The organism is Arthrobacter luteolus NBRC 107841 (assembly GCF_001552075.1).
Classification (GTDB): domain Bacteria; phylum Actinomycetota; class Actinomycetes; order Actinomycetales; family Micrococcaceae; genus Arthrobacter_B; species Arthrobacter_B luteolus.
The window spans coordinates 239,650-260,888 of record NZ_BCQM01000005.1; the positions used below are offsets into that span (position 1 = coordinate 239,650).

The window sequence follows — 21,239 nt, forward strand, 5'->3', positions numbered from 1 at the left end:
TGGGGGGTCAGCGTGAAGTTACTACCGAAGCCAGCGGCCCCGTGCCGCTGGCTTCGTTGTTTGTCCGGTCCGCCGCGGTTGGCGGCAGACTTCCCGCCTCTACTCGGCGTCCAGATCCGTCTCGAGGACCTTGACCAATTCATCCAGGGCAGCATCGGCGCCTTCCCCCTCAGCGCGCAGGACAACAACGTCGCCGTGCGAGGCGCCCAGGCTCATCAGGGCCAGCATGCTCGTGGCATCCATAGCGTCTTCTGCAGGGTCTCCCTCCATTCCGATCGTCACCTCCACCGGCTGCGCCGCGGCGGCTTCCGCGAACAGGGAAGCCGGGCGGGCATGCAGCCCAACGCGGCTGGCTATGGTTGCAGAACGTTCTGGCATGGGAGGTTCCTTCCGGTTGGGTTGGCTGTGGTGTCTGCTGCCGGGCTGCGGCTACAGTCCGAGTTTGTCGAGGATGGGCAGTTTGGTACGGACCTGGGACCTGGCTTCTGCAGCAGTCTGGGAGGAGAGCGCCACGCGGGCAAGCTCCTGGGCCTGGGCCAGCGTCACTGACGCCAGTACCGCTCCGACGGTGGACAACGCGCGCGGCGTCATGGAGAGGGTGTTGACGCCCAGACCGGTCAGGACGACGGCGAGGGCGGGGTCCGCTGCCGCCTCGCCGCAGACCCCAACGTTCCGGGGCCGGCTGTCCGCCGCGCCCGCCTGTGCGGCGCCGTCCACCGTCATGCCGATGAGCTGCAGGACGGCCGGCTGCCAGGGGTCGTTGAGCGTGGCCAGGGTGCCAAGCTGCCGGTCAGCAGCCATGGCGTACTGCGTCAGGTCATTGGTGCCCAGGGAAGCGAACTTCACCTTGGACAGCACAGCCTGGGATTTGATCGCCGCGGCCGGAACCTCGATCATCACGCCCGCGGTGGCGAGCCCGGCTCCGGCACACATCACCGCGAAATCGCTGGCTTCATCGGCGGTGGAGATCATTGGCGCCATGACCCACACATCGGCTTCGTGTGATCCGGCGGCAGCAGCAATGGCCTCGAGCTGCCGGGCGAGGACCCCGGGAGAGGAACGGTCGGTGCGGAATCCACGGACCCCCAGCGCAGGGTTGGGTTCGGTGGCGTCGGTCAGGAACGGCAGGGGCTTGTCCGCACCGGCATCCAAGGTCCGGATCACGACTTTCTTGCCCGGGAAGGCGGCAAACACGTCCCCGTAGGCGGCAACCTGTTCCTCCAGGCTGGGCTCGGTATCACGTCCGAGGAAACAGAACTCGGTCCGCAGCAGCCCGACACCCTCGGCTCCGGCGGTAGCGGCAGCAGCCGCGTCCTTGCCCGATCCCACGTTGGCCAGCAGCGGCACCCGGTGGCCGTCCGACGTCGTTCCGATGCCGTTAAAGGCCGGAAGCGACGCCCGGGAAGCGTATTTCTGTGCCGCGTCCCGTTCTGCGGGACCGGGGTCCACAACCACGCTCCCGCCAGCTCCATCGAGGTAGACCTCAGCGCCGTCGGGAATCGAGTCGGCGCCCACCGCTCCCACGACCGCGGGCAAGCCCAGGGAGCGGGCCAGGATCGCGGTGTGGGACTGCGGACCGCCGCCGCTGGTCACCAGTCCGATGACCAGGGAGGGGTCCAACGTGGCGGTGTCCGCCGGAGCCAGTTCCTCGGCGGTAAGGATGAATGGAACGTCCGACGCCGGGATCCCGGGAGCGGGCAGCCCGTCCAGCTGCGCCACGATGCGCGCCCGGACATCCAGGACGTCCTGGGTCCGTTCGGCCATATAACCGCCCAGGCTCTGGAGCATGGCTGCGACTTCCAGCCCGGCCTCCCAGACGGCGCGGTCGGCGGCCATGCCGTTGTTGATATGTTTGCCGGCGGCTTTCAGCAGCATGGGGTCCGTCGCCATCATCGCGGTCGCGTCAAGGACCGCCTTGGCGTCGCCGGAGGCCGCGGCGGAGCGCCGCTTCAGATCCTCCCGCACGTTCTCCGCGGCGTCCTTCAGGCGTTCCTTTTCCGCGTCCACGGAACTGCCGGGACCAAACCTTGACTCGGCGTCGGGCTCCGGAACGGGCGGGGGCATCCGCAGCGACGGGCCGAGGACCCGGCCCGGGCTGACACCGATTCCCTTGATGGTGCGCATTTCTGTACCTCTCTGTGGACTCGTCTCAGGTCCCTAGGCGACAACGGGTTCTTCGGCCATCTTCGGGGCGGTGAGGCGCTTGAGGCCGACCAGCACCAATGCCGTAACGACCATCCCGGCGATGATGGCCACAAGGAACATAAAGAAGTTCCCAATCGCGAAGAACACGAAAAGCCCGCCATGCGGCGCCTGCGACGTTACGCCGGCTGCCATGCAGATGCCACCGGCCACCGCCCCGCCGAGCATTGTGGAGGGAATAACCCGCAGCGGATCCGAGGCGGCGAAGGGAATGGCGCCTTCGGAAATGAATGCCGCGCCCAGTACCCAGGCTGCCTTGCCGTTCTCCCGCAGGGCCATGGTGAACTGGCTCTTGTCCAGCACCGTGGCCAGCGCCATGCCCAGCGGCGGGACCATGCCGGCAGCCATCACGGCAGCCATAATCTCCCACGGGGCCTGGTTTTCAAACGATGCTTCGCCGAGTCCGGCGACCGCAAAGGCATAGGCAACCTTGTTGATGGGTCCGCCGAGGTCCGCGCCCATCATCAGGCCGAGGATCGCGCCCAGGCCGATGGCCGCCACACCGGTGAGCCCGGACAGCCAGTTGTTCAGGGCAAGGGTGAGTGCAGCGATAGGGCCGCCCAGCACGAGCAGGAGCAGCCCGGAGGCTATCAGCGAACCCAGCAGGGGGATGATCACTACGGGCATCAGGCCGCGCAGCCAGGCTGGAACCTTCCAGCGGCCCACCCACATGGCCACATACCCGGCGAGCAGGCCGCCCGCGATGCCGCCGAGGAAGCCTGCGTCCATAAACAGGGCGACGGCGCCGGCGGTAAAGCCCGGTGCGATTCCGGGCCGGTCCGCGAGGGCATAGGCGATGTAGCCGGCCAGCGCCGGAACCAGGAAGCCCAGCGAGATGGTGCCGATTTTCCAGAAGACGGCCCCCAGATAGGCCCACAGTCCTTCGGGCGGGAGGTTGAACAGGCCGGACCCGGCCAGCAGGTTGTCGCCGTTGGCGACCCCGGCCTCGTCCGACAGTGCGAGTTCGTATCCGCCGAGCAGGAAGCCCAGTGCGATGAGGAGGCCGCCGCCGGCCACGAAGGGAATCATGTAGCTGACGCCGGTGAGCAGGGCACGCTTGAGCTGCCCGCCGAAATTCTCACCGCCGGAGGCTGCACGTTCCTCGCCGCCGCCGCCTCCGCCTGCCACCTTCCGGGAGTTCGGATCCTTCGCCGCGGCCAGGGCCTCGTCGATCATCACCCCGGGCTCGTCGATGCCCCGCTTGACCGGGCCGCTGACCACCGGTTTGCCGGCAAACCGGCCCTTGTCCCGGACATCAACGTCGACCGCGAAAATCACGGCGTCGGCGTTCTTGATGATTTCCGGATCCAGAGGGGTGGCTCCGGCCGACCCCTGGGTTTCCACCTGCAGATCAATGCCGCGTTCCGCAGCGGCTGCAGCCAGGGAATCCGCCGCCATATAGGTGTGGGCAATTCCGGTGGGGCAGGCGGTCACCGCCACGAGCCGGTGCGGCGCAGCCCCGGACTGGGCCTCATGTCCCTCGTCCGCCGCAGCCGCTCCGGTGCCGCCCTCCGGACCTGAGGTTCCCCGCGTGCCGGCTGCGCCAGCCCCGGCCGCCGCGCCAGCTCCCGCGGCGGCGCCCGCTCCGGCGGCGGCGCCCGCCCCCGCTGAGGCAGGGCTCCCGGCCTGGTGGGCGCCGGCAGAACCCGGTTCACCAGCTCCCGCGGTATCCGGCCCCGGTGCAGGCCCCAGCCCGAGGGCGCCGTCAACGAGTTCCACAACTGCCTGCGGCGTTTCCGCGCTGCGCAGGGCAGCGGTGAAATCCTTCTTGATCAAGGACCGCGCCAGCTTAGCCAGCAGCTGCAGGTGTTCCTGGTCAGCACCTTCCGGTGCCGCGATGAAGAAGACGATGTCCGCCGGCCCGTCCTTAGCGCCCCAATCCACGGCGGGCTGCAGCCGCGCCATGGCCAGGCTGGCTTGGGTCACGGCCGCGGAACGGCAGTGCGGGATGGCGATGCCGCCCGGGACGCCGGTTGCCGTCTTTTGCTCCCGGGCCATGGCATCGGCATACAGTTCATCGAAACCCGTGGCGCGTCCGGCAGCGACCACCTTTTCTGCAAGGAAGCGGATGACCTGGTCCCGTGAACTGCCAAGATTCTGGTCCAGGGTAACCAGGTCCGGTGTAATAAGGTCTGACATCAGGATTGCTCCTTAGATGAGGTTGGTGCAGGTCCGCGCCTGGTGCTGGAAGCAGGAACCGGCCGCAGTTCCACCGGCGTGACAGTGACCTCCTCGGGCCGGGTTTCGTCCAGCGAAGGCACGGTGGTGCCGGGCAGTGACGCAGCAGCCGCGCCGTGTGCCACTGCCTGCCGAAGACAGTCCTGCGGCGGTTTTCCGGCAGATTCGGCCAGCAGATAGCCGGCCAGTGAGGAGTCGCCGGCGCCGACCGTGGACCGTGCCGTGACCGGCGGGCGGGTAGCCAGCCAGGCACCGTCGGACGTCACCAGGAGTGCACCCCTGGCACCGAGGGTGGCCAGGACGGTCTGCACACCCCGCTCGATCAGCGTCAGCGCCGCGCCGGCAGCCAGCGAAGGATCAGCCTCAAGGTCATCGCCCGTGGCGATGCCGGTGACCTCCGCCAGTTCTTCGCCGTTGGGCTTCAGGAGATTGGGTGCAGCCCCATGCAGCAGTGCACCCAGGAGGGGCGGCCCGGAGGAGTCGATGGCAAGGGCGGGAGTGTTGTTGGGGAAGCGCCGCCGTACGGCATCGGCGGCTACAGCGTAGAAATCTGCGGGAACCCCGGGCGGCAGCGATCCGGCCAGCACCAGCCAGCGCGCCGGCTCGCCTTCATCCGGTCCGGTGCACGCCTCCAAGGTCAAGGCCAGCAGGTTTTCCTGGACCGCCGTGCCGAGCTGCGGGCCGGGAAGATTGATCTTGGTGGTGGTTCCATCCGGTTCCGTGAACGTGAGATTCGCGCGCAGGGCGGCTCCAATGGGCAGGTTCCGGTGGTTGATGCCCGCAGCCCGCAGGCCTGCCATCACGGGATCCTCGTTATCCCCGGGGAGCACGGCCACACAGTCCGAGCCGGAGGCCTTGAGTGCCCGGCAGACGTTCACGCCCTTCCCGCCGGGTTCTTCATGGACTCCCACAGCCCGCTGGACAGCCCCGCGGGCCAGGACTCCGGAGAGTTCCACGGTCCGGTCCAGACTGGGGTTGGCGGTCAGCGTCACTATGGCGCCCCGGTTTGTCCCTGAGTACATGAGCCCCCGCTATCAGCAGCCGCGGCGCACATCTATGCGCTGTCTGAAACTGTAGATTCCTGCCATGCCCAACACAATGGTCGGCAGGCGGCCCGGCGGGCGCGGGGGCAAACGCGCCCGGGCACGCTCCGGCCCTACTCTGGAGGGATGCATCACCTCATCTGGTCCGCACCTGCCGCCGAGCGTCCGGGCACCCACCTCCTGGTGATGCTTCACGGTTACGGCTCGGATGAAACCGCGATGCAGGCGCTCTTCCACTCCCTTCCGCCCGGGATCACCGGGGTTGCGCTGCGGGGTAAATTTCACGTAGGAGAGAGTTTCGGCTGGTTCCTGCTGGATCCGATGCTGGACTCCGATGCCGCGGAGGTTCTCCAGGCAGGCTCGGAGCTGCTGGCCACGATCTCCACACTTGAGCAGCAGGGCAGCTTCACGGGGGTATCACTTCTCGGGTTCTCGCAGGGCATGGCGCTCGCCGTCACTGCACTGCGGCTGCGCCCGGCCGCGTTCACCAGCGCCGTGGGGCTCTCCGGATTCGTCGTGGAAAGCGAACTGCTGGCCATGGCGGAGCCCCTGACGCCCAAGGTGCCCTTTTTCTGGGGCAGGGACCGGGCCGACTGGGTAATCCACTCAGAGGCCATCGCGGCAGCAGGCAGATGGCTCGAACTCAACACCCTGCTGACCGCCAGGACATACCCGGGAATGGGGCACCGGATCGAATCAGACGAAATGCGGGACATAGCTGTCTTCCTGCGCCGTTTCGCCTTGGCGCCGCAGAAAAATAAGGTCACTGATTAAGGCCCTGACTAGGCATGATACAAAAAACAGGGATAAATTTACGCGAAACCGGCTTCGCATAAGCATGCTTATGAAGTAGGCTTATGGAAAGCGTGGCCCACAGGCCATGTTGACTTTCACCAGTCACTCACACAGCGAGGAGTATTCACATGGGTATCATTGCTTTCCTTATTCTGGGACTCATTGCAGGTGCTATTGCGAAGGCTCTGCTTCCGGGACGCCAGGGCGGCGGATGGGTTATCACCCTCGTTCTCGGTGTTGTAGGTGCCCTTCTGGGCGGTTTCATCGGCAACGCCATCTTCAATGTTGGCCTTGAGAACTTCTGGTCGCTCCAGACCTGGATCGTGGCCATTCTTGGCTCGATCGTCGTCCTGCTGGTTTACGGCATGATCACCAAGCGTGGTGCCCGGGCCTAGCCAGGCCAGGGCGCGGGACTTACCCGCAGCCAGCGAACGGGTCCACGGGATAACTTCCGTGGACCCGTTCGTCTTTAACCCCGCTCGCGTAGGCTGGGTGGGCGGATGAATCCGGTACACGTAAGGAGCGAATGCGCATGGGCTTCAAGACCACCAGTGCCCTCAGGCTTGCCGGCGGAGCGGTTTTTGACCGGGACGGCAAGCCGAAGTCCCACATTGCCCGCGGAATCGAGCGGGCTGTGGAAGTGCAGCGCCCGCTGGTGCTGGCCAACATCCGCCGGCTGCAGCGCAGGCATCCAGAGGCCTCAGCAGCAGAACTGGTCAAAATCCTCGAGCACCACTACCTTGCAGCTGTCGCCGGAGGCGGAGCAGCCGTTGGGGCAACCGCCGTCGTTCCTGCGGTGGGAACCGCTGCCGCGCTCGGGCTGTCCGCAGCCGCCACCTTCGGCTTCCTGGAAGCGACCGCTCTTTACGCCCAGTCCGTGGCGGAGCTGCACGGTGTCCGGCTCCAGGACCCGGAGCGGTCCCGCACGGTTGTTATGGCGATCATGCTGGGTGAAGAGGGCACGGCCATGATGCAGCAGCTCAGCAAGGGAAAGCCCTGGGGCAGTGCGATGGGCAGCGCATCCTCGGGAATGCTGGGCAGCATAGGCTCCTCCATCCGCAAGCAGTTCATGCGGAAGATGCTGGCCAAGCAGGGGTCCGTCATTATTGGACGGGCGCTTCCGCTGGGGATCGGGGCCGTGATCGGCGGGGCCGGGAACTACACCATGGGCCGCTCCGTCATCAAGGCAACCCACCGGGCCTTCGGCGAAGCTCCGGGCGCTATCCCGGGAGAGCTTGCGGCGGACATCCGCGCACTTCCCGAACGCCGGTCCGCCTAGCCGAAGATGGCGTGGGCCACGGTGAAGATGGCCAGGCCAGCGAGTGAACCCACCACGGTTCCGTTAATCCGGATGAACTGCAGGTCCTTTCCGACCTGCAGTTCGATTTTCTCCGAGGTTTCTTCGGCGTCCCAGCGTTCCACTGTCTCCGTGATCACTCCGGCGATGTCCTTGCGGTAGGTGCGCACGAGGTAACCCGCTGCATCAGCGACGTAGGCGTTGACCTTCGCTGCCAGCTCCGGATCGCTGACCAGCCGCGCGCCGAAATCCTGCACGGCTGCCTTGAAATTGGTGGTTAGTTCACTGTCTGGATCGTCCACCGCATCGCTCAGTGCCGACTTGATGGTGCTCCAGGTCTGGGTGACCAGCTCCCGGACCCTGGGATCGTCCAGCACCTGTTCCTTGACGCGCTCAGCCTTGGCCATCGCCTCCGGATCATGCTGCAGGTCCCTGGCGAGGCCGCGGAGATAGTTATCCAGCGCCACCCGGACCTGGTGGTTCGGGTCATCCTGCACGGCCGCGAGGAACCGGTTCAGTTCAACCTGGACACGGTCTCCCACCAGGTCGTCCAGGAACCCGGGCACCCAGGAGGGGGAACGCTCCGCGACCAGCCGGGAAACGACGTCGGGGTTCTGCTGCACCCAGTCGCTTAGGCTGTCCACCAGCAGGTCCACCAGCTGATGGTGATGGCCTTCATCGAAGATCCGTTCGGCCATGCGGCCGGCGGGCGGGCCCCAGGGCACATCCACCACATGCCGGCGGAACATGGATTCAAGGACGTCCCGGACTGCCTCATCGTCGAGCACGCGGAGGATGCCCCGGATCGCTGCCGCTCCCTCCCGGGCAACGCGGTCCGCGCTCTCCGGCCGGGCCAGCCAGGCGCCGGCCCGCTGCGCTATCCCGATGGAGGCCAGCTTGGCTTCCACGACCTCGTCGGAGAGGAAGTTGTCCTCGACGAAGTCGCCCAGGGTGGCGCCAATCTGGTCCTTGTTCCGCGGGATGATTGCCGTGTGCGGGATCTTGATCCCGAGCGGATGTTTGAACAGTGCGGTCACCGCAAACCAATCCGCCAGCGCACCGACCATACCGCCCTCGGCGGCGGCCCGGACATACTGCAGCCAGGGGTATTGGTCCTGCAGGGCGAAGGCCACCACAAAAATGATGCCCAGAATGACCAGCAGACTGGTGGCCACGAGCTTCATCCGGCGCAGGGCGGCGGCCTTCACCGCATCCTTCTCCAGCAATGGCGTGCTCACCGGCGTGCCCCGGATCCGGCTGCGGACCGCGCAGCCCGCAAATTCGCGGCAATCCAAGAAAGCGGGCGACCAAACATGCAGCAACTCCTGGGCTAGAGTGCGGGACAGCGTATTCCAGGCGTCCGGCTCTTCCGGTGCCTGCGCGAACCGGCACTGCCATCTAACCAGCACCAGGGACTCTCGCGCCACGCGCGGCAGGATTGGGCGGCGCCACGCGCGGCAGGATTCAGCTCGCGCCACGCGCGGCAGGATTGGGCGGCGCCACGCGCGGCAGGATTCAGCTCGCGCCACGCGCGGCAGGATTCAGCTCGCGCCACGCGCGGCAGGATTGGGCGGCGCCATGCGCGGCAGGCGGCTCGCGTAGCGTGGACTGCCTGCAGGGACCCAGCGGCGAAAGGCCTCACGTGCGATCGATCATCTATGCCCACCGCGGTTCCAGCGGTGTTTTCGCGGAGCACACGCGCGCCGCCTACCTGCAGGCCCTGGCTGATGGCGCTGACGGAGTGGAGTGCGACGTCCATCTCAGCCGGGACCGCCAGCCTGTGCTCATCCATGACGCTGCGGTGGACCGCACCTCCAACGGAACGGGGCCGGTGGCCTCGCATTCCGTGGAGCAGCTGCGGCAACTGGACTTCAGTGGTTGGAAGCACGCGGCGATTCCCGCCGCGTACGGAACCCCAGCCGAGCAGTTCCTTACCCTCGCCGATTTGCTGAACCTGCTCGCAGGCGCAGGCCGCCGGATTTCCCTGGCGGTCGAGTTCAAACAGCCCGGCCCGTTCGGGCTGGACCTGGAGGACACCGTCCTGGCCCTGCTTGAAGCCCGGGGGTGGGACCCGGCGGACTCCCGGCTCGGACCGGTCACCGTCAGCTTCATGAGTTTCAGCCCGGAGTCCGTCCGCCACCTGCGCCGCAGCGTGCCGGCCGCCTTCGTCTGCCAGCTGCTGGCCGACGTCGACGAGGCCGCCACCGCCGAAGCAGCGCCGCTGCTGCCGCCCGGCTTCGACACTGCGGGGATGCTGAACCGTGCGCTGGCCGAAGGTGAGGCACTGGTGTCCGATGGCGCGGCAGGCATCGCCGGTCCGGGCGTCGAGTATCTTCGCGCCCATCCGGAAAGGGTTGCCGGTTGGGTAGCTGCGGGCAGGACAATCCGGGCGTGGACTGTTGATGATCCTGCCGATGCGGAGGCTGCCTACCGGCTGGGAGTACAGGAGTTCACCACGAATTATCCGAGCGGGCTGCGAAGCGTTCTGGCTGCCCTTGAGCTGGCGGACTAGGCCCGGGGCCGGATAGGCACGGCCCATAGGCCCCGGACGGCCCGTGTGGTTGAGTGGTGCAATGGCCACTCCGATTGAGGATTATGCCCTGATTTCCGATCTCCACACCGGAGCTTTGGTCTCCCGTGCCGGAAGCATGGACTGGCTTTGCCTGCCGCGGTTTGATTCCCCCTCTGTCTTCGGTGCGCTCCTCGGAACGGAGGACCACGGCCGCTGGCTGCTGGAGCCGGTTGCCTCCGGAGCCCGGGTATTGAGCCGCAGCTATCTTGACGCCAGTTTCATCCTGCGGACTGTGTGGCGGACCGCCGGGGGAGAAGTCCTGGTAACGGACTTTATGCCTGTCGGTGACCGGCGGGCGTCTGTGATCAGGCGTATCGAAGGACTCCGCGGCACGGTGGAAATGCGGCAGGAGCTGGAAGTCCGGTTCAACTACGGTGACACCGTTCCCTGGATGCGGCGGGAGCGCCACGGCGGGGTTGAGCAGCTGCTCGCCATTGCCGGGCCCAGCGCGATGGTCCTGTACGGGGGCAACATTCCGCACGGCAGCGATCACCGTCATACCGGGAGGTTCACTGTCCGCGAGGGCTCCACGGTGGATCTGGAACTGCTCTGGTACCCCTCACACCGGGAAACCCCGGCGAAGGCAGACGTGGATGCGGCTCTGGCTTCCACCACCAAGTACTGGCAGGACTGGGCCGGGCGGTGCGTGGACCTGGAGCGCTACCAGGAGCCGGTGCGGCGCTCGCTGCTGGTGCTGCGTGCACTGACCAACGAGGACACCGGGGGTATTGTGGCTGCGCCCACGACTTCCCTGCCGGAAGAATTCGGCGGCAGCCGGAACTGGGACTACCGCTACTGCTGGCTGCGGGACGCGGCGCTCACCCTGGAAGCGATGATGACGCACGGTTACCACGACGAAGCGCTGCACTGGCGCAACTGGCTGCTGCGGGCAGTTGCGGGGGACCCGGAGGACCTGCAGATCATGTACACCGTGGACGGGGGCCGGGACCTGCCCGAACGCATACTGCACCAGTTTCCGGGGCATTCCGGCTCGCTTCCGGTGCGGCACGGCAACGGAGCGGTTGACCAGTACCAGGCCGACGTCGTTGGCACGGTTATGGTTTCCCTGGCCCGCCTGCGGGAACGGGGTGTGAAGGAGGACAACTTCTCCTGGGCGCTGCAGCGTGCACTGCTTGGTTTCCTGGAACGGCATCTGGAGGATCCGGACCACGGTATCTGGGAAGTCCGCGGCGAACCGCGGTTCTTCACCCACTCACGGGTGATGATGTGGGCAGCCTTCGACCGGGCTTCCCGGGCGGTCCGGGAGGACGGGCTGGATGGTCCGGTGGAGCTGTGGGAAGCGCTTCGGGACGGCCTGCGCACGGAGATCCTGGAACACGGGTATGACCCCGGGTTGAACTCCTTCGTTCAGTGTTACGGCAGCTCTGAAGTTGACGCCTCGCTGCTGCAGCTGACCCACGTGGGGTTCGTCTCCTATGACGATCCCCGGATGCTCGGGACGGTGGCCCGGATGGAGCAGGACCTGCTCAACCGGGAAGGCCTGCTGCTGCGCTATGAGAGCGCTACCGGAATCGACGGCCTGGAACCGGGAGAGAATCCGTTCCTGGCCTGCAGTTTCTGGCTGGCCGAGCAGTATGCGCACACGGGACGCACCAGCGACGCGGTGGAGCTGATGAACCGGCTGGTCAGCTGCGCGAACGAGGTTGGCCTGCTCAGCGAGGAATATGACACAGTGAACGGGCGTATGGCAGGCAACTACCCCCAGGCCTTCTCGCACCTGGCCCTGGTCCGGGCTGCTGACGCCATGCACAGGATGCACTCCGGCGCGCAGAAGGCGCCGACGCCCTCCGTTCCGCCAATGGAAGAAGCCCATGAATAAACAGACTGCCTCCGCCGCCGCTCTTGCCGCACTGCTGGGGATCAGCGCCGCCAATCACTTCCGGAACCCGGGGTTCTACGCGTCAGTGGTGCCACGCTCCCTCTGCCGGGACAAGAGCGGGCGTTTCGGGCTGCTGACCCGCAGCCAGTGGATCTCCGGCAGCGGGGTCATTGAGGGTATGGCAGCGGCGGGCTTGCTGCTCCCGGCCACGAGGAAGGCCGCGGCCACCGGCACTGCCCTGATGTTCACCGCTTTTGTCGCTGGACACATCGGTGCCCTGGAGCGTGCCTTTGGTGAGCGCGGCTCGGACCGCGAACGGATTATCCACAGCCTGCGGCTGCCCCTGCAGCTGCCGCTGATCCGCTGGGCCTGGAGCCTGCGGAGGAGCTAGCCCGCGTGCCCTGCCCGCCGCGGAGGCAGGCAGGGCACGAAAGGCCTAGTTCAGGCCGGGCTGGAAAACGACCTTGATGCAGCCGTCTTCCTTCTTCTGGAACTTTTCGTACAGTTCCGGAGCGGCGTCCAGCCCCGCACGGTGGGTGACCAGGTCCGTGACACCCAGCGGATCTGCCGGGTCCTCCACGAGCGGCAGCAGGTCATCCACCCACCGCTTCACGTTGCACTGCCCCATCCGCAGGTTCAGCTGCTTGTCGAACATGGTCATCAGCGGCATCGGACTGGCGGTACCGCCATAGACCCCGCTCAGGGAGATGGTGCCGCCGCGGCGCACGGAATCGACCGCGCTGTGCAGTGCCGCGAGGCGGTCCACACCCGCGGTTTCCATGGCCTTCTGCGCCAGGGCATCCGGCAGCAGTCCAACGGCTGCCTGGGCGAAAGCGCCGACCCCGGAGCCGTGCGCTTCCATGCCCACCGCGTCCACCACCGCATCCGGGCCGCGGCCCTGGGTCATCTCACGCAGCTCATCGCCGAGGTCCTTGGACAGGTCCAGCACCTCCGCACCGTGGCGGGCCGCCAGATCCCGGCGCTCCGCCTGGGGTTCGACGCCGATAACCCGGTAGCCGAGGTGGGCTCCGATCCGGGCGGCGAACTGTCCCACCGGGCCCAGTCCGTAGACCGCCAGGGTGCCGCCGTCGGGCACGTTGGCGTACTTCACTCCCTGCCACGCGGTGGGGAGGATGTCGGACAGGAAGAGATACCGGTCGTCGGGGAGTTCGGATCCAACGACGATCGGGCCGTAGTCAGCGTGCGGCACGCGGAGGTACTCGGCCTGGGCGCCGGGAACGGACCCGTAGAGCTCTGAATAGCCGAACAGGGCAGCACCCATGCCCTTGTCCCGGACCTGCGTCGTTTCACACTGGGTCTGCAGTCCCTGCCGACACATAAAACACTGTCCGCAGGCAATCTGGAAGGGGATGACCACCCGGTCGCCGCGCTTGAGGTTGGTGACGGCGCTGCCGACTTCCTCCACGATGCCCATCGGCTCGTGCCCGACGATGTCCCCGGCCTTCATGTAGGGCCCCAGAACTTCGTAAAGATGCAGGTCCGAACCGCACAGTGCGGTGGAGGTGATCCTGATGACCGCGTCAGTTGGCTGCTCGATCACCGGATCGGGCACTTCCTCGACGCTGACCTTCCGCTTGCCCTGCCATGTCACTGCCTTCATGCTGGCCTCCTGCTCGTTGCGGGATGAATAGGCTCCATCCTCCCAAATTCATAAGCCTGCTGACAATTCGGCGGGGTGCGGCGGGGTGCGGCGCTGAACGGCCGCACAGCGGAGTCCAGCTCAGCCGGGCCGCCGGGCAGAGCGGAGGGCGGCGGGATCATGCTGCTGGAAGGCCAGCTCGAACGCCTGCGCGTTGCTCAGCGGATTCCAATCCGGCACCTGGACCCGGGGTGCGCAGGACGGAAGGCGGGAGGGCAGGCGCACCGAGACCGTGGTGTGCCCGCCATCAAGCGGCAGGCACGGAACCTGCCCGGTCTGCAGCAGCAGTTCATCCAGAGCGGAGGCGTCCAGATGCAGGGCTTTGGTCAGGTTGAGGACCATATGGGCGCCCAGGGTGGCGGTGTGCCGGAGGATTTCCACCAGGTCCGGGCAGTTGGCCGGCACCAGGCACCCGCGCACCTCAATGCCGGCTGATGAGCTTTTCGTATCGATTCTTACCAGTACCCGCAGGGTGTGTTCCATGCCAACTCCACGCACAAGGGATCCGCGGCTTCTGCTTAACCTGCCGAGAATGCTAGCAAGGCCGGGCACCCGTGTCGCGCCGGAGAGACTGCTCCACGAACTTTCGCGTGGTACCGGCTGGTAGGGGTTGCTGTGCCGGAACTGCGTGCCATGATGGGGCGCTATTCGCGTCCTGCCGCCAAAACGGTATCCGCCGTCGCCTCGGCGATCGCTTCTTCCTCGTCCGTCGGAACCACCAGCACGTCGATGGTCGAATCCGGACTGCTGATCCTGCGGACCTCATTCGAGCGGAGGTTATTGGCGGCGTCATCAAGCCGGACGTTCAGGGCACCAAGCAGGGCCACCACCCGGGCCCGGAAGGCGCCGTCGTTCTCCCCGATCCCGGCCGTGAAGATAATGGCGCGCGCGCCGCCCACGGCCACGTGGTAGGCGCCGATGTATTTCGCCAAACGGTAGGCGGAGACTTCCAGTGCCAGTTCCGACTGCTGATCTCCCGCCTCGGCCGCGGCAGTGATCTCCCGCATGTCGGCGACCCCGCTGAGCGCCAGCAGCCCGGATTCACGGTTCAGCAGGGTGTCAATGTCATCCGCGCTGTAGCCCTCACGGGCCAGGAAGACCAGGATCGAAGGGTCGATGTCGCCGCTGCGGGTTCCCATCACCAGCCCGGCCAGCGGGGTGAATCCCATGGAGGTGTCGATGCTCCGGCCGTTCTGCAGGGCGGTCACCGACGCCCCGTTGCCCAGATGGGCCACGACGGCGTTGAACTCGTCCAGGGGGGCGTCCAGGAATTCGGCGGCGAGTTCGCTGACATAAGCGCAGCTGGTGCCGTGGAAGCCATACCGCCGGATCCCGTAGCGCCGGTAGAGCGGCTGCGGGATGGCATACCGCCAGGCGCGCGGCGGCAGGGTCCGGTGGAATGCCGTGTCAAAGACGGCGACCTGGGGGACGCCGGGATAGCGTTCTGCGACCGCCCGGATACCCATGGCACTTGCGGGATTGTGCAGCGGTGCCAGCGGGCTGAGCCGCTCGATGGCGCGGGTGATCTCATTGTCCACCAGCACCGGCTGGCTGAAGCGTTCGCCGCCGTGGACCACGCGGTGTCCTACGGCTTCAATCGTTTTTCCGTGCAGCACCGGCCCGACTTCCTCACTGAGCCGCAGCAGGGCAGCCCGGTGGTCCGGCACCTCAGCCTCACCGATCCGGTCAATGAGGCCTTTGACCAGGATCTCGTGGGTGTCGGTATTGCGCACCTGGTACTTCAGCGACGAGGAACCTGAGTTAATCACCAAGATCAGCATTAGTCCTCCTGCGCCTGGATGGCCGTGATGGCCACGGTGTTCACAATGTCTTCCACCGTAGCGCCCCTTGACAGGTCATTGACGGGTTTCCGCAGACCCTGCAGAACGGGTCCGACGGCGACCGCCCCGGCGGATTGCTGGACCGCCTTATAGGTGTTGTTGCCGGTGTTCAGGTCCGGAAAGATGAACACGGTCGCCTGCCCGGCGACGGTGGATCCCGGGGCCTTGGACGCGGCGACGGAGGCATCCACGGCGGCGTCGTACTGGATTGGACCTTCAACGGGAAGCTGCGGGCGGGCCTTGCGCACAATCTCGGTGGCTTCCCTGACCTTGTTCACAGCCTCGCCGGCTCCGGAGGCTCCGGTCGCGTAGGAAAGCATGGCCACGCGGGGAGTGACGCCGAACTGGGCGGCGGTGTCCGCGGAGGCCTGCGCAATGTCCGCCAGCTGCTCGGCATTTGGATCCGGGTTCACCGCACAGTCACCGTAGACCAGTACCCGGTCCTGGAGCAGCATCAGGAACACCGAGGAAACGATCTGGGAGCCTTCCTTGGTGCGGATGAACTCCAAGGCCGGCCGGATCGTGTTGGCCGTGGTGTGGGCGGCGCCGGAGACCATACCGTCCACCCGGCCCAGCTTGACCATCATGGTTCCGAAATATGCACCTTGGAGCATGCGTTCCTGGGCGTCCTCCATCGTGACGCCCTTTTTGGCCCGCAGCTGCTGGTATTCGCGGGCGAAGTCGTCCCGCAGTCCGCTGGTGGCCGGGTTGATGATGGTGATTCCGGCCAGGTCGATGCCCTCGCTGGCCGCGAGCTCCCGGACCTCAATCTCGGGGCCGAGCACCGTCAGGGCGCAGACATCGCGGCGGCGCAGGATCTCCGCGGCCCGCAGGATCCGCACGTCCAGGCCTTCGGGGAGCACGATGTGCCGGCGCTTGGCCCGGGCCCGGACGATCAGTTCGTTCAGGAAACGCAGGGGAGTGGTCTTTTCCGGGCGGGGGAGCTCCAGCCTTTCCAGCAGCTCCTGCTCGTCCACGTAGCGGGACCAGATGCCCAGCGCCGCCGCGACCTTGCGGCGCTGGCCGGTGGCGATCTCGCCGCGGACCTGGCTGACGTCCCGGGCAGTGGAATAGGTATCGCTGTCCACGGCAAACACCGGGAAGGGAGCCTGGGCGAGAAGGGCCAGGACACCGGCGTCAAGGGGCAGGCCGCCGGTGAGGATCATGCCGCTGGGAACGGGGAACTCCGCCGAGAAGGAGGAAGCGAGGGCAGCGACCATCACGTCGGCGCGGTCGCCCGGAGCAATCACCAGCGAGCCGTCGGCCAGCTGGGTGATGAAGTTGCTGACGGTCATCGCTGCGACCTTCACGCCCGTGACATCGCGTTCCAGTGACCTGCTGCCGGCTATCTGCCGGGCGGAGAGGGCCTTGGCGACCTCGGAGATCGAGGGCTGGGAGATTTCATTCAGCTCCGGGAGCACGTAGACCGGCCGGTGGGAGGCGCCTGGCCGGACGTGTGACCGAAGCTCATCCACAGCGGGCTCCTCCGCCCGGTTGACCATCATTGCCAGCAGGTCGCACTTGGCGGCGGCCAGCTGGCGGCGGGCAACATCCACGGCGTCGGCAACCTCATCGACGGACATGTCCCGGGCGTTGACCACGGCCATGACCATGGCGCCCAGGTTGTTCGCCAGGCGGGCGTTCAAATCGAACTCGAGGGCGACGTCGTGCCCGGAAAGATCCGTGCCCTCCACGATCACCACATCGCAGTTGGCGGCAATCTCGCTGTAGATGGCCATGCAGCGCGCGTCCACTTCGCCGCGCTCTCCGGTCACCAGCAGGGCCCGCAGCTCCCGCCGGGTCAGCCCGCCGCGGCAGTTGGAGGTGCTGAGGTTAAAGCGGCGCTGCATCAGGCGGACCACCGGATCGTCCTCGCGGTCGGAGCCTTCCACGATCGGGCGGAAAAATCCCACCCGGTCGGCGTGCCGGTGGAGCATGTCCGCCAGGCCCAGACTGATCAGCGTCTTGCCCGATCCCGGCGTCATCGCGCTTACGTAGATTCCGCGGGCCATGGGAGCATCCGATCTCTAGGAGGGGCCCGCACCCGGTCCTCATGGGGCAAGCCACCTCCATCCTCCCAAATGCGCACTGCACTTCGCTACCGCCCTGTGACTACACTGGTACCCCTCGGCCCCACTGGGGCCCTTCCTGCCAGCGCCCCACAGCAAGGATTCCGGAGTGAGCCTTTTCCGCACCAAGCCCATTGAGAAATCACTGGCCGACGCCGATGAGGAAGGCCGCCGGCTCAGACGATCGCTGACCACGTGGGACCTGATGATCATGGGGGTCGCCGTCGCCGTGGGCGCCGGCATCTTCTCCGTGGGTGCCAAAGCCGCGGCCGACTTCTCCGGCCCGGCCGTCACGCTCTCCTTCGTGCTGGCCGCCATCACCTGCGCACTGGCGATCATGTGCTACGCCGAGTTCGCCACCGCGATCCCGGTGGCCGGTTCCGCCTACGTTTTCAGCTACGCCACGATGGGGGAGCTGGTCGCCTGGATCATTGGCTGGAACCTGATCCTGGAGTTGTTCACCGCGGCGGCGGTGATCGCCAAATACTGGGGCATCTACCTCAGTGAGGTCTTCGCCCTGATCGGCTGGGATATCCCGGCCAGCATTTCGCTGGGCCCGATCGAAATGACCTGGGGTCCGTTCCTGATCGTGGCGGCCTTCACCGTCCTGCTGGTCATGGGCACCAAGCTCTCGGCACGGGTTGGCAACGTCTTCACGCTGATCAAGATCGGTGTGGTCCTCTTCGTCATCGTCGCCGGCTTCTTCTACATCGACTTCGACAACTACACCCCGTTCATTCCGGATGCCGTGTCCACCGAAGCGGCCGGCACCGAAGGGGTCATGGCGCAGTCGCTCTTCTCCTTCCTCACCGGTGCGGCTCCCGCCCAGTACGGGTTGATGGGTGTGTTCGCGGGCGCCGCCGTCGTGTTCTTCGCCTTTATCGGATTCGACGTCGTCGCGACGTCCGCCGAAGAGGTCAAGAATCCGGGACGTACCCTGCCCCGCGGCATCTTCGCCGGCCTCGCCGTGGTCACGGCCCTGTACATCGGGGTTTCCCTGGCCCTGACCGGCATGGTTTCGTATACCGAACTGGCCTCCGTGGAGGCTCCCAACCTGGCGACGGCGTTCAGCCTCGTCGGCAACATGGGCGCCGCCCAGGTCATTGCCGTAGGCTCGCTGATCGGCCTGACGACGGTCATCATGGTGCTGCTGATGGGGCTTGCCCGGGTGGTGCTGGCCATGTCCCGGGACGGCCTGCTGCCCCGGGCCCTGTCCAGGACCAGTTCCAAGCACGCCACCCCGGCCCGGCTGCAGATCCTCTGCGGTGTGCTCGTGGCGTTCGTGGCCGGATTCACCCAGGTGGACGTCCTCGAGGAAATGATCAACATTGGAACGCTCTCGGCCTTCGTGGTGGTCAGCGCCGGTGTGCTGGTGCTGCGGCGGAAGCGGCCGGACCTGAGGCCGGACTTCCGGGTACCGTTCGGCCCGGTGCTTCCGGTGCTGTCCACCCTGCTGTGCCTGTACCTGATGACCAACCTGTCGGTGGAAACCTGGATCCTTTTCGCCGGCTGGCTGCTCCTCGGATTTGTGGTGTACTTCGGGTACAGCCGCCGCCGTTCACGGCTGAACCCCGCAGTGGAGCAGGAGGAAGCGGCCGCCAAGCGGACAGCGGCCGAGGAAGGCTAGGGCTGTGTTGCGCGTTACTACGCAGCGGTTCAGGTTTGTCCGGACCGGTGGCAGACTGGGCGCATGCTTGTAGCCTTCTCAGTTGCTCCCTCCGGCGTGGGTCCGGAGACCGGTCCCGGCGGCCCGTCCGCAGACGCCTCGGTGCACGACGCCGTTGCCGCCGCCGTGAAGATCGTCCGCCAGTCGGGCCTGCCGAACCGCACCGACGCCATGTTCACCACGATCGAGGGTGAATGGGACGAGGTGATGGACGTGATCCGCCGCGCCACCGAGGCAGTGGGGCGGTACGGCAGCCGCGTCTCGCTGGTGCTGAAAGCGGACATCCGGCCCGGCCACACCGGCGAATTGACCGGCAAGATCGAGCGCCTGGAGCAGGTCCTGGACGCCGAAGACGAGTACCGCGGGCACTCCTGATGGCCGGCCAGCACCGGGGCATCCGGACGGAGCACGGCTCCAGCCAATGGGCCGACGTCGACTCCTACCTCACCGGCGTCGTCGTCCGTCCCGATGCAGCGCTGGTCGCCGCGGTGGAGGACGCCGCTGCCGCGGGCCTTCCGCCGATCGAAGTGAGCCCGGGGCAGGGCAAGTTCCTGATGCTGCTGGCGCAGCTGGCCGGCGCCCGCCGGATCCTGGAGATCGGCACCCTCGGCGGGTTCAGCACGTCCTGGCTGGCCCGCGGGCTGCCGGCGGACGGCTCCATGGTGACCTGTGAATACGTGCCCCTGCACGCGGAGGTGGCGCGGAAGAACCTGGACCGGGCCGGCGTCGGAAATCTGGTGGATATCCGGGTGGGCGCGGCTCTGGACACCCTTCCCGGGCTGGAAGGCAGTGAGCCGTTCGACCTCGTTTTCATCGATGCGGACAAAGAAAACAACCCTGCCTACCTGGAATGGGCTATCCGGCTTTCCCGGCCCGGCACGGTGATTGTCCTGGACAACGTGGTCCGCTACGGCGGGGTGCTGGACGCCGGCGGCGATTCAGCCATCCAGGGCACGCGGGCCGCGCTGGAACTGATGGGTTCACACCCCCGGCTGGAATCCACTGCCCTGCAAACCGTTGGCGCCAAGGGCTGGGACGGCTTCGCCCTGGCGATCGTGACCTAGGCGCGGGGCAGGTTCCGCCGCGCCTAAGCTGGAAGCATGAGCTTTGCGCAATTTCCTCCGGCCGGTCCCTGATGGGCAGGAAACGTCCCGGCCGCACCGGCACGGAACAACCAGCCGGTGACGGTACCGGCCCCGTGCCCGGCCGGTACGAGATTGATACCGGCACGTGCGAGCTGCTCCCGGACCAGTTCTCCTCCTCCGGCTGGCTGCTGAAGATCAACGGCGTGCACTCCTCCCACATCGACCTGGCGGACCCGCGGGAACTCGACTTCGAGTACATGCGCTGGATTGCCGCGCTGGTGGAGTCCCGGTTCGCTCCGGAGACCAAACTGCGGGCGCTGCATCTGGGCGGCGGCGCCTGTTCCATGGCCCGCTACTTCGCCGACGTCTACCCCAACGCCAGGCAGGTGGTCGTGGAACTGGACGGCCGGCTCGCGGAGCTGGTGCGTGGCTGGTTCGACCTGCCGCGGGCTCCGCTGATGCGGCTGCGGGTCGGTGAAGCCCGTGAGGTCACGGAGTCGCTCACCGAGGACAGCAGGGACCTGCTGATCCGCGACGTCTTCGCGGGAGATAAAACTCCGCTGCCGCTGACCACAGCCGAATTCCTGGGCCACGCCAAGCGGGTGCTCGGCCCGGCTGGCCTGTACGTGGTCAACTGCGGGGACGCTCCGGACCTGCGCACCGCGCGCCGGGAAGCCGCGACGATCGCCGCCGCCTTCCCCCACACCGCGATCATCGCTGACCCGCCCATGCTCAAGGGCCGCCGCTACGGCAACATCATCATCGCCGGCGCGGATGTTCCCTTCGCGGAGGACCCGGGGCTGCCGCGCAGGCTGCTCGGCGGGGCCGTTCCGGCCCAGCTCTGGGATGACTCCAAGGTGCGGGCGTTTGCCCGCGGCGCCCAGGTGCTCCTGGACGCCGAAGCGGAGGTCCCGGCAGCGCGCTGAATACTGCCTTGACCAAAAATGGTGCCCCTGCCGGATCGGCAGGGGCACCATTTTTGGTGTGTCCG

The 21,239-nt window shown here is 66.8% G+C and carries 19 protein-coding genes; 10 read left to right on the top strand and 9 right to left on the bottom strand.

What is annotated here, in order from left to right; translation table 11 throughout:
* Positions 1–99: 99 nt before the first annotated feature.
* Genes AL3_RS11345 through AL3_RS11360 form a run of 4 tightly spaced genes read right to left on the bottom strand, consistent with a single transcriptional unit; the run spans position 100 to position 5,402 of the window.
* Positions 100–378 (bottom strand): HPr family phosphocarrier protein, encoded by a 279-nt coding sequence (locus tag AL3_RS11345; protein WP_066300769.1) that lies wholly within the window; start codon positions 376–378, stop codon positions 100–102.
* Between the two features lie 51 nt (positions 379–429).
* Positions 430–2,124 (bottom strand): phosphoenolpyruvate--protein phosphotransferase, encoded by a 1,695-nt coding sequence (ptsP, locus tag AL3_RS11350; RefSeq protein WP_066300771.1) that lies wholly within the window; start codon positions 2,122–2,124, stop codon positions 430–432.
* A gap of 33 nt (positions 2,125–2,157) precedes the next feature.
* Positions 2,158–4,341: a PTS fructose transporter subunit IIABC gene (locus tag AL3_RS11355; protein ID WP_066300773.1), complete on the bottom strand. Its 2,184-nt coding sequence runs from the start codon at positions 4,339–4,341 to the stop codon at positions 2,158–2,160.
* Positions 4,341–5,402, bottom strand: a complete 1,062-nt coding sequence (locus tag AL3_RS11360) for a 1-phosphofructokinase family hexose kinase (protein WP_083521681.1) — start codon at positions 5,400–5,402, stop codon at positions 4,341–4,343. Before AL3_RS11360 ends, AL3_RS11355 begins: the two co-directional genes overlap by 1 nt.
* Before the next feature lie 147 nt (positions 5,403–5,549).
* Here AL3_RS11360 and AL3_RS11365 point away from each other — a divergent pair, with 147 nt between their 5' ends.
* The 3 genes from AL3_RS11365 to AL3_RS11375 all read left to right on the top strand — a co-directional run bounded on the left by AL3_RS11365 (position 5,550) and on the right by AL3_RS11375 (position 7,497).
* Positions 5,550–6,197, top strand: coding sequence for an alpha/beta hydrolase (locus AL3_RS11365; protein ID WP_066300775.1), 648 nt, complete (start codon positions 5,550–5,552; stop codon positions 6,195–6,197).
* Positions 6,198–6,346: 149 nt separating this feature from the next.
* Complete coding sequence (locus tag AL3_RS11370) at positions 6,347–6,613, top strand: GlsB/YeaQ/YmgE family stress response membrane protein (protein ID WP_066300776.1); 267 nt, start codon at positions 6,347–6,349, stop codon at positions 6,611–6,613.
* Positions 6,614–6,750: 137 nt separating this feature from the next.
* Positions 6,751–7,497 (top strand): hypothetical protein, encoded by a 747-nt coding sequence (locus AL3_RS11375; RefSeq protein WP_066300778.1) that lies wholly within the window; start codon positions 6,751–6,753, stop codon positions 7,495–7,497.
* Here the strand turns inward: AL3_RS11375 and AL3_RS11380 are convergent.
* Positions 7,494–8,699 carry a DUF445 domain-containing protein gene (locus AL3_RS11380; RefSeq protein WP_083521693.1) on the bottom strand — a complete coding sequence of 402 codons (1,206 nt, stop codon included), beginning with the start codon at positions 8,697–8,699 and terminating at the stop codon, positions 7,494–7,496. The genes AL3_RS11375 and AL3_RS11380 overlap by 4 nt on opposite strands.
* A 458-nt stretch (positions 8,700–9,157) precedes the next feature.
* Here AL3_RS11380 and AL3_RS11385 point away from each other — a divergent pair, with 458 nt between their 5' ends.
* Genes AL3_RS11385 through AL3_RS11395 form a run of 3 tightly spaced genes read left to right on the top strand, consistent with a single transcriptional unit; the run spans position 9,158 to position 12,318 of the window.
* Entirely contained in the window at positions 9,158–10,027 is an 870-nt protein-coding gene (locus AL3_RS11385; RefSeq protein WP_151723836.1) for a glycerophosphodiester phosphodiesterase, read from the top strand.
* 43 nt (positions 10,028–10,070) lie between these two features.
* Positions 10,071–11,927: a glycoside hydrolase family 15 protein gene (locus tag AL3_RS11390; RefSeq protein ID WP_255220896.1), complete on the top strand. Its 1,857-nt coding sequence runs from the start codon at positions 10,071–10,073 to the stop codon at positions 11,925–11,927.
* Positions 11,920–12,318, top strand: a complete 399-nt coding sequence (locus AL3_RS11395; protein ID WP_066300782.1) for a DoxX family protein — start codon at positions 11,920–11,922, stop codon at positions 12,316–12,318. Before AL3_RS11390 ends, AL3_RS11395 begins: the two co-directional genes overlap by 8 nt.
* 45 nt (positions 12,319–12,363) lie before the next feature.
* Here AL3_RS11395 and AL3_RS11400 read toward each other — a convergent pair whose 3' ends face one another.
* The 4 genes from AL3_RS11400 to pta all read right to left on the bottom strand — a co-directional run bounded on the left by AL3_RS11400 (position 12,364) and on the right by pta (position 17,440).
* Positions 12,364–13,548, bottom strand: coding sequence for a zinc-dependent alcohol dehydrogenase (locus AL3_RS11400; RefSeq protein ID WP_066300785.1), 1,185 nt, complete (start codon positions 13,546–13,548; stop codon positions 12,364–12,366).
* A 120-nt stretch (positions 13,549–13,668) separates the two neighbouring features.
* Positions 13,669–14,070, bottom strand: coding sequence for a hypothetical protein (locus AL3_RS11405; RefSeq protein WP_066300787.1), 402 nt, complete (start codon positions 14,068–14,070; stop codon positions 13,669–13,671).
* 161 nt (positions 14,071–14,231) lie between these two features.
* Positions 14,232–15,368: an acetate/propionate family kinase gene (locus tag AL3_RS11410; protein WP_066300789.1), complete on the bottom strand. Its 1,137-nt coding sequence runs from the start codon at positions 15,366–15,368 to the stop codon at positions 14,232–14,234.
* Positions 15,368–17,440 (bottom strand): phosphate acetyltransferase, encoded by a 2,073-nt coding sequence (gene pta, locus AL3_RS11415; RefSeq protein ID WP_066300794.1) that lies wholly within the window; start codon positions 17,438–17,440, stop codon positions 15,368–15,370. The genes AL3_RS11410 and pta overlap by 1 nt, the downstream gene beginning before the upstream one ends.
* Positions 17,441–17,606: 166 nt before the next feature.
* Here pta and AL3_RS11420 point away from each other — a divergent pair, with 166 nt between their 5' ends.
* From AL3_RS11420 to AL3_RS11435, 4 genes are all read left to right on the top strand, one after another.
* Positions 17,607–19,124 carry an APC family permease gene (locus AL3_RS11420; RefSeq protein ID WP_066300795.1) on the top strand — a complete coding sequence of 506 codons (1,518 nt, stop codon included), beginning with the start codon at positions 17,607–17,609 and terminating at the stop codon, positions 19,122–19,124.
* 63 nt (positions 19,125–19,187) lie between these two features.
* The gene (locus tag AL3_RS11425) at positions 19,188–19,538 is read left to right on the top strand and encodes a thiamine-binding protein (protein WP_066300796.1); all 351 of its coding nucleotides are present in this window, start codon (positions 19,188–19,190) and stop codon (positions 19,536–19,538) included.
* A complete protein-coding gene (locus AL3_RS11430; RefSeq protein WP_066300798.1) occupies positions 19,538–20,227 on the top strand; it encodes an O-methyltransferase in 690 nt (229 codons plus the stop codon). Before AL3_RS11425 ends, AL3_RS11430 begins: the two co-directional genes overlap by 1 nt.
* Before the next feature lie 71 nt (positions 20,228–20,298).
* On the top strand, positions 20,299–21,174 hold the full coding sequence (locus AL3_RS11435) for a spermidine synthase (RefSeq protein WP_066300800.1): 876 nt from the start codon (positions 20,299–20,301) through the stop codon (positions 21,172–21,174).
* Positions 21,175–21,239: the final 65 nt, after the last annotated feature.

Coding starts and splice junctions, on each gene's coding strand:
- AL3_RS11345 (WP_066300769.1), bottom strand. CDS start 378: ATGCCAGAACGTTCTGCAACCATAGCCAGCCGCGTTGGGCTGCATGCC.
- AL3_RS11435 (WP_066300800.1), top strand. CDS start 20,299: ATGGGCAGGAAACGTCCCGGCCGCACCGGCACGGAACAACCAGCCGGT.
- AL3_RS11405 (WP_066300787.1), bottom strand. CDS start 14,070: ATGGAACACACCCTGCGGGTACTGGTAAGAATCGATACGAAAAGCTCA.
- AL3_RS11360 (WP_083521681.1), bottom strand. CDS start 5,402: ATGTACTCAGGGACAAACCGGGGCGCCATAGTGACGCTGACCGCCAAC.
- AL3_RS11380 (WP_083521693.1), bottom strand. CDS start 8,699: ATGAAGCTCGTGGCCACCAGTCTGCTGGTCATTCTGGGCATCATTTTT.
- AL3_RS11375 (WP_066300778.1), top strand. CDS start 6,751: ATGGGCTTCAAGACCACCAGTGCCCTCAGGCTTGCCGGCGGAGCGGTT.
- AL3_RS11425 (WP_066300796.1), top strand. CDS start 19,188: ATGCTTGTAGCCTTCTCAGTTGCTCCCTCCGGCGTGGGTCCGGAGACC.
- AL3_RS11355 (WP_066300773.1), bottom strand. CDS start 4,341: ATGTCAGACCTTATTACACCGGACCTGGTTACCCTGGACCAGAATCTT.
- AL3_RS11410 (WP_066300789.1), bottom strand. CDS start 15,368: ATGCTGATCTTGGTGATTAACTCAGGTTCCTCGTCGCTGAAGTACCAG.
- AL3_RS11395 (WP_066300782.1), top strand. CDS start 11,920: ATGAATAAACAGACTGCCTCCGCCGCCGCTCTTGCCGCACTGCTGGGG.
- ptsP (WP_066300771.1), bottom strand. CDS start 2,124: ATGCGCACCATCAAGGGAATCGGTGTCAGCCCGGGCCGGGTCCTCGGC.
- pta (WP_066300794.1), bottom strand. CDS start 17,440: ATGGCCCGCGGAATCTACGTAAGCGCGATGACGCCGGGATCGGGCAAG.
- AL3_RS11365 (WP_066300775.1), top strand. CDS start 5,550: ATGCATCACCTCATCTGGTCCGCACCTGCCGCCGAGCGTCCGGGCACC.
- AL3_RS11370 (WP_066300776.1), top strand. CDS start 6,347: ATGGGTATCATTGCTTTCCTTATTCTGGGACTCATTGCAGGTGCTATT.
- AL3_RS11400 (WP_066300785.1), bottom strand. CDS start 13,548: ATGAAGGCAGTGACATGGCAGGGCAAGCGGAAGGTCAGCGTCGAGGAA.
- AL3_RS11430 (WP_066300798.1), top strand. CDS start 19,538: ATGGCCGGCCAGCACCGGGGCATCCGGACGGAGCACGGCTCCAGCCAA.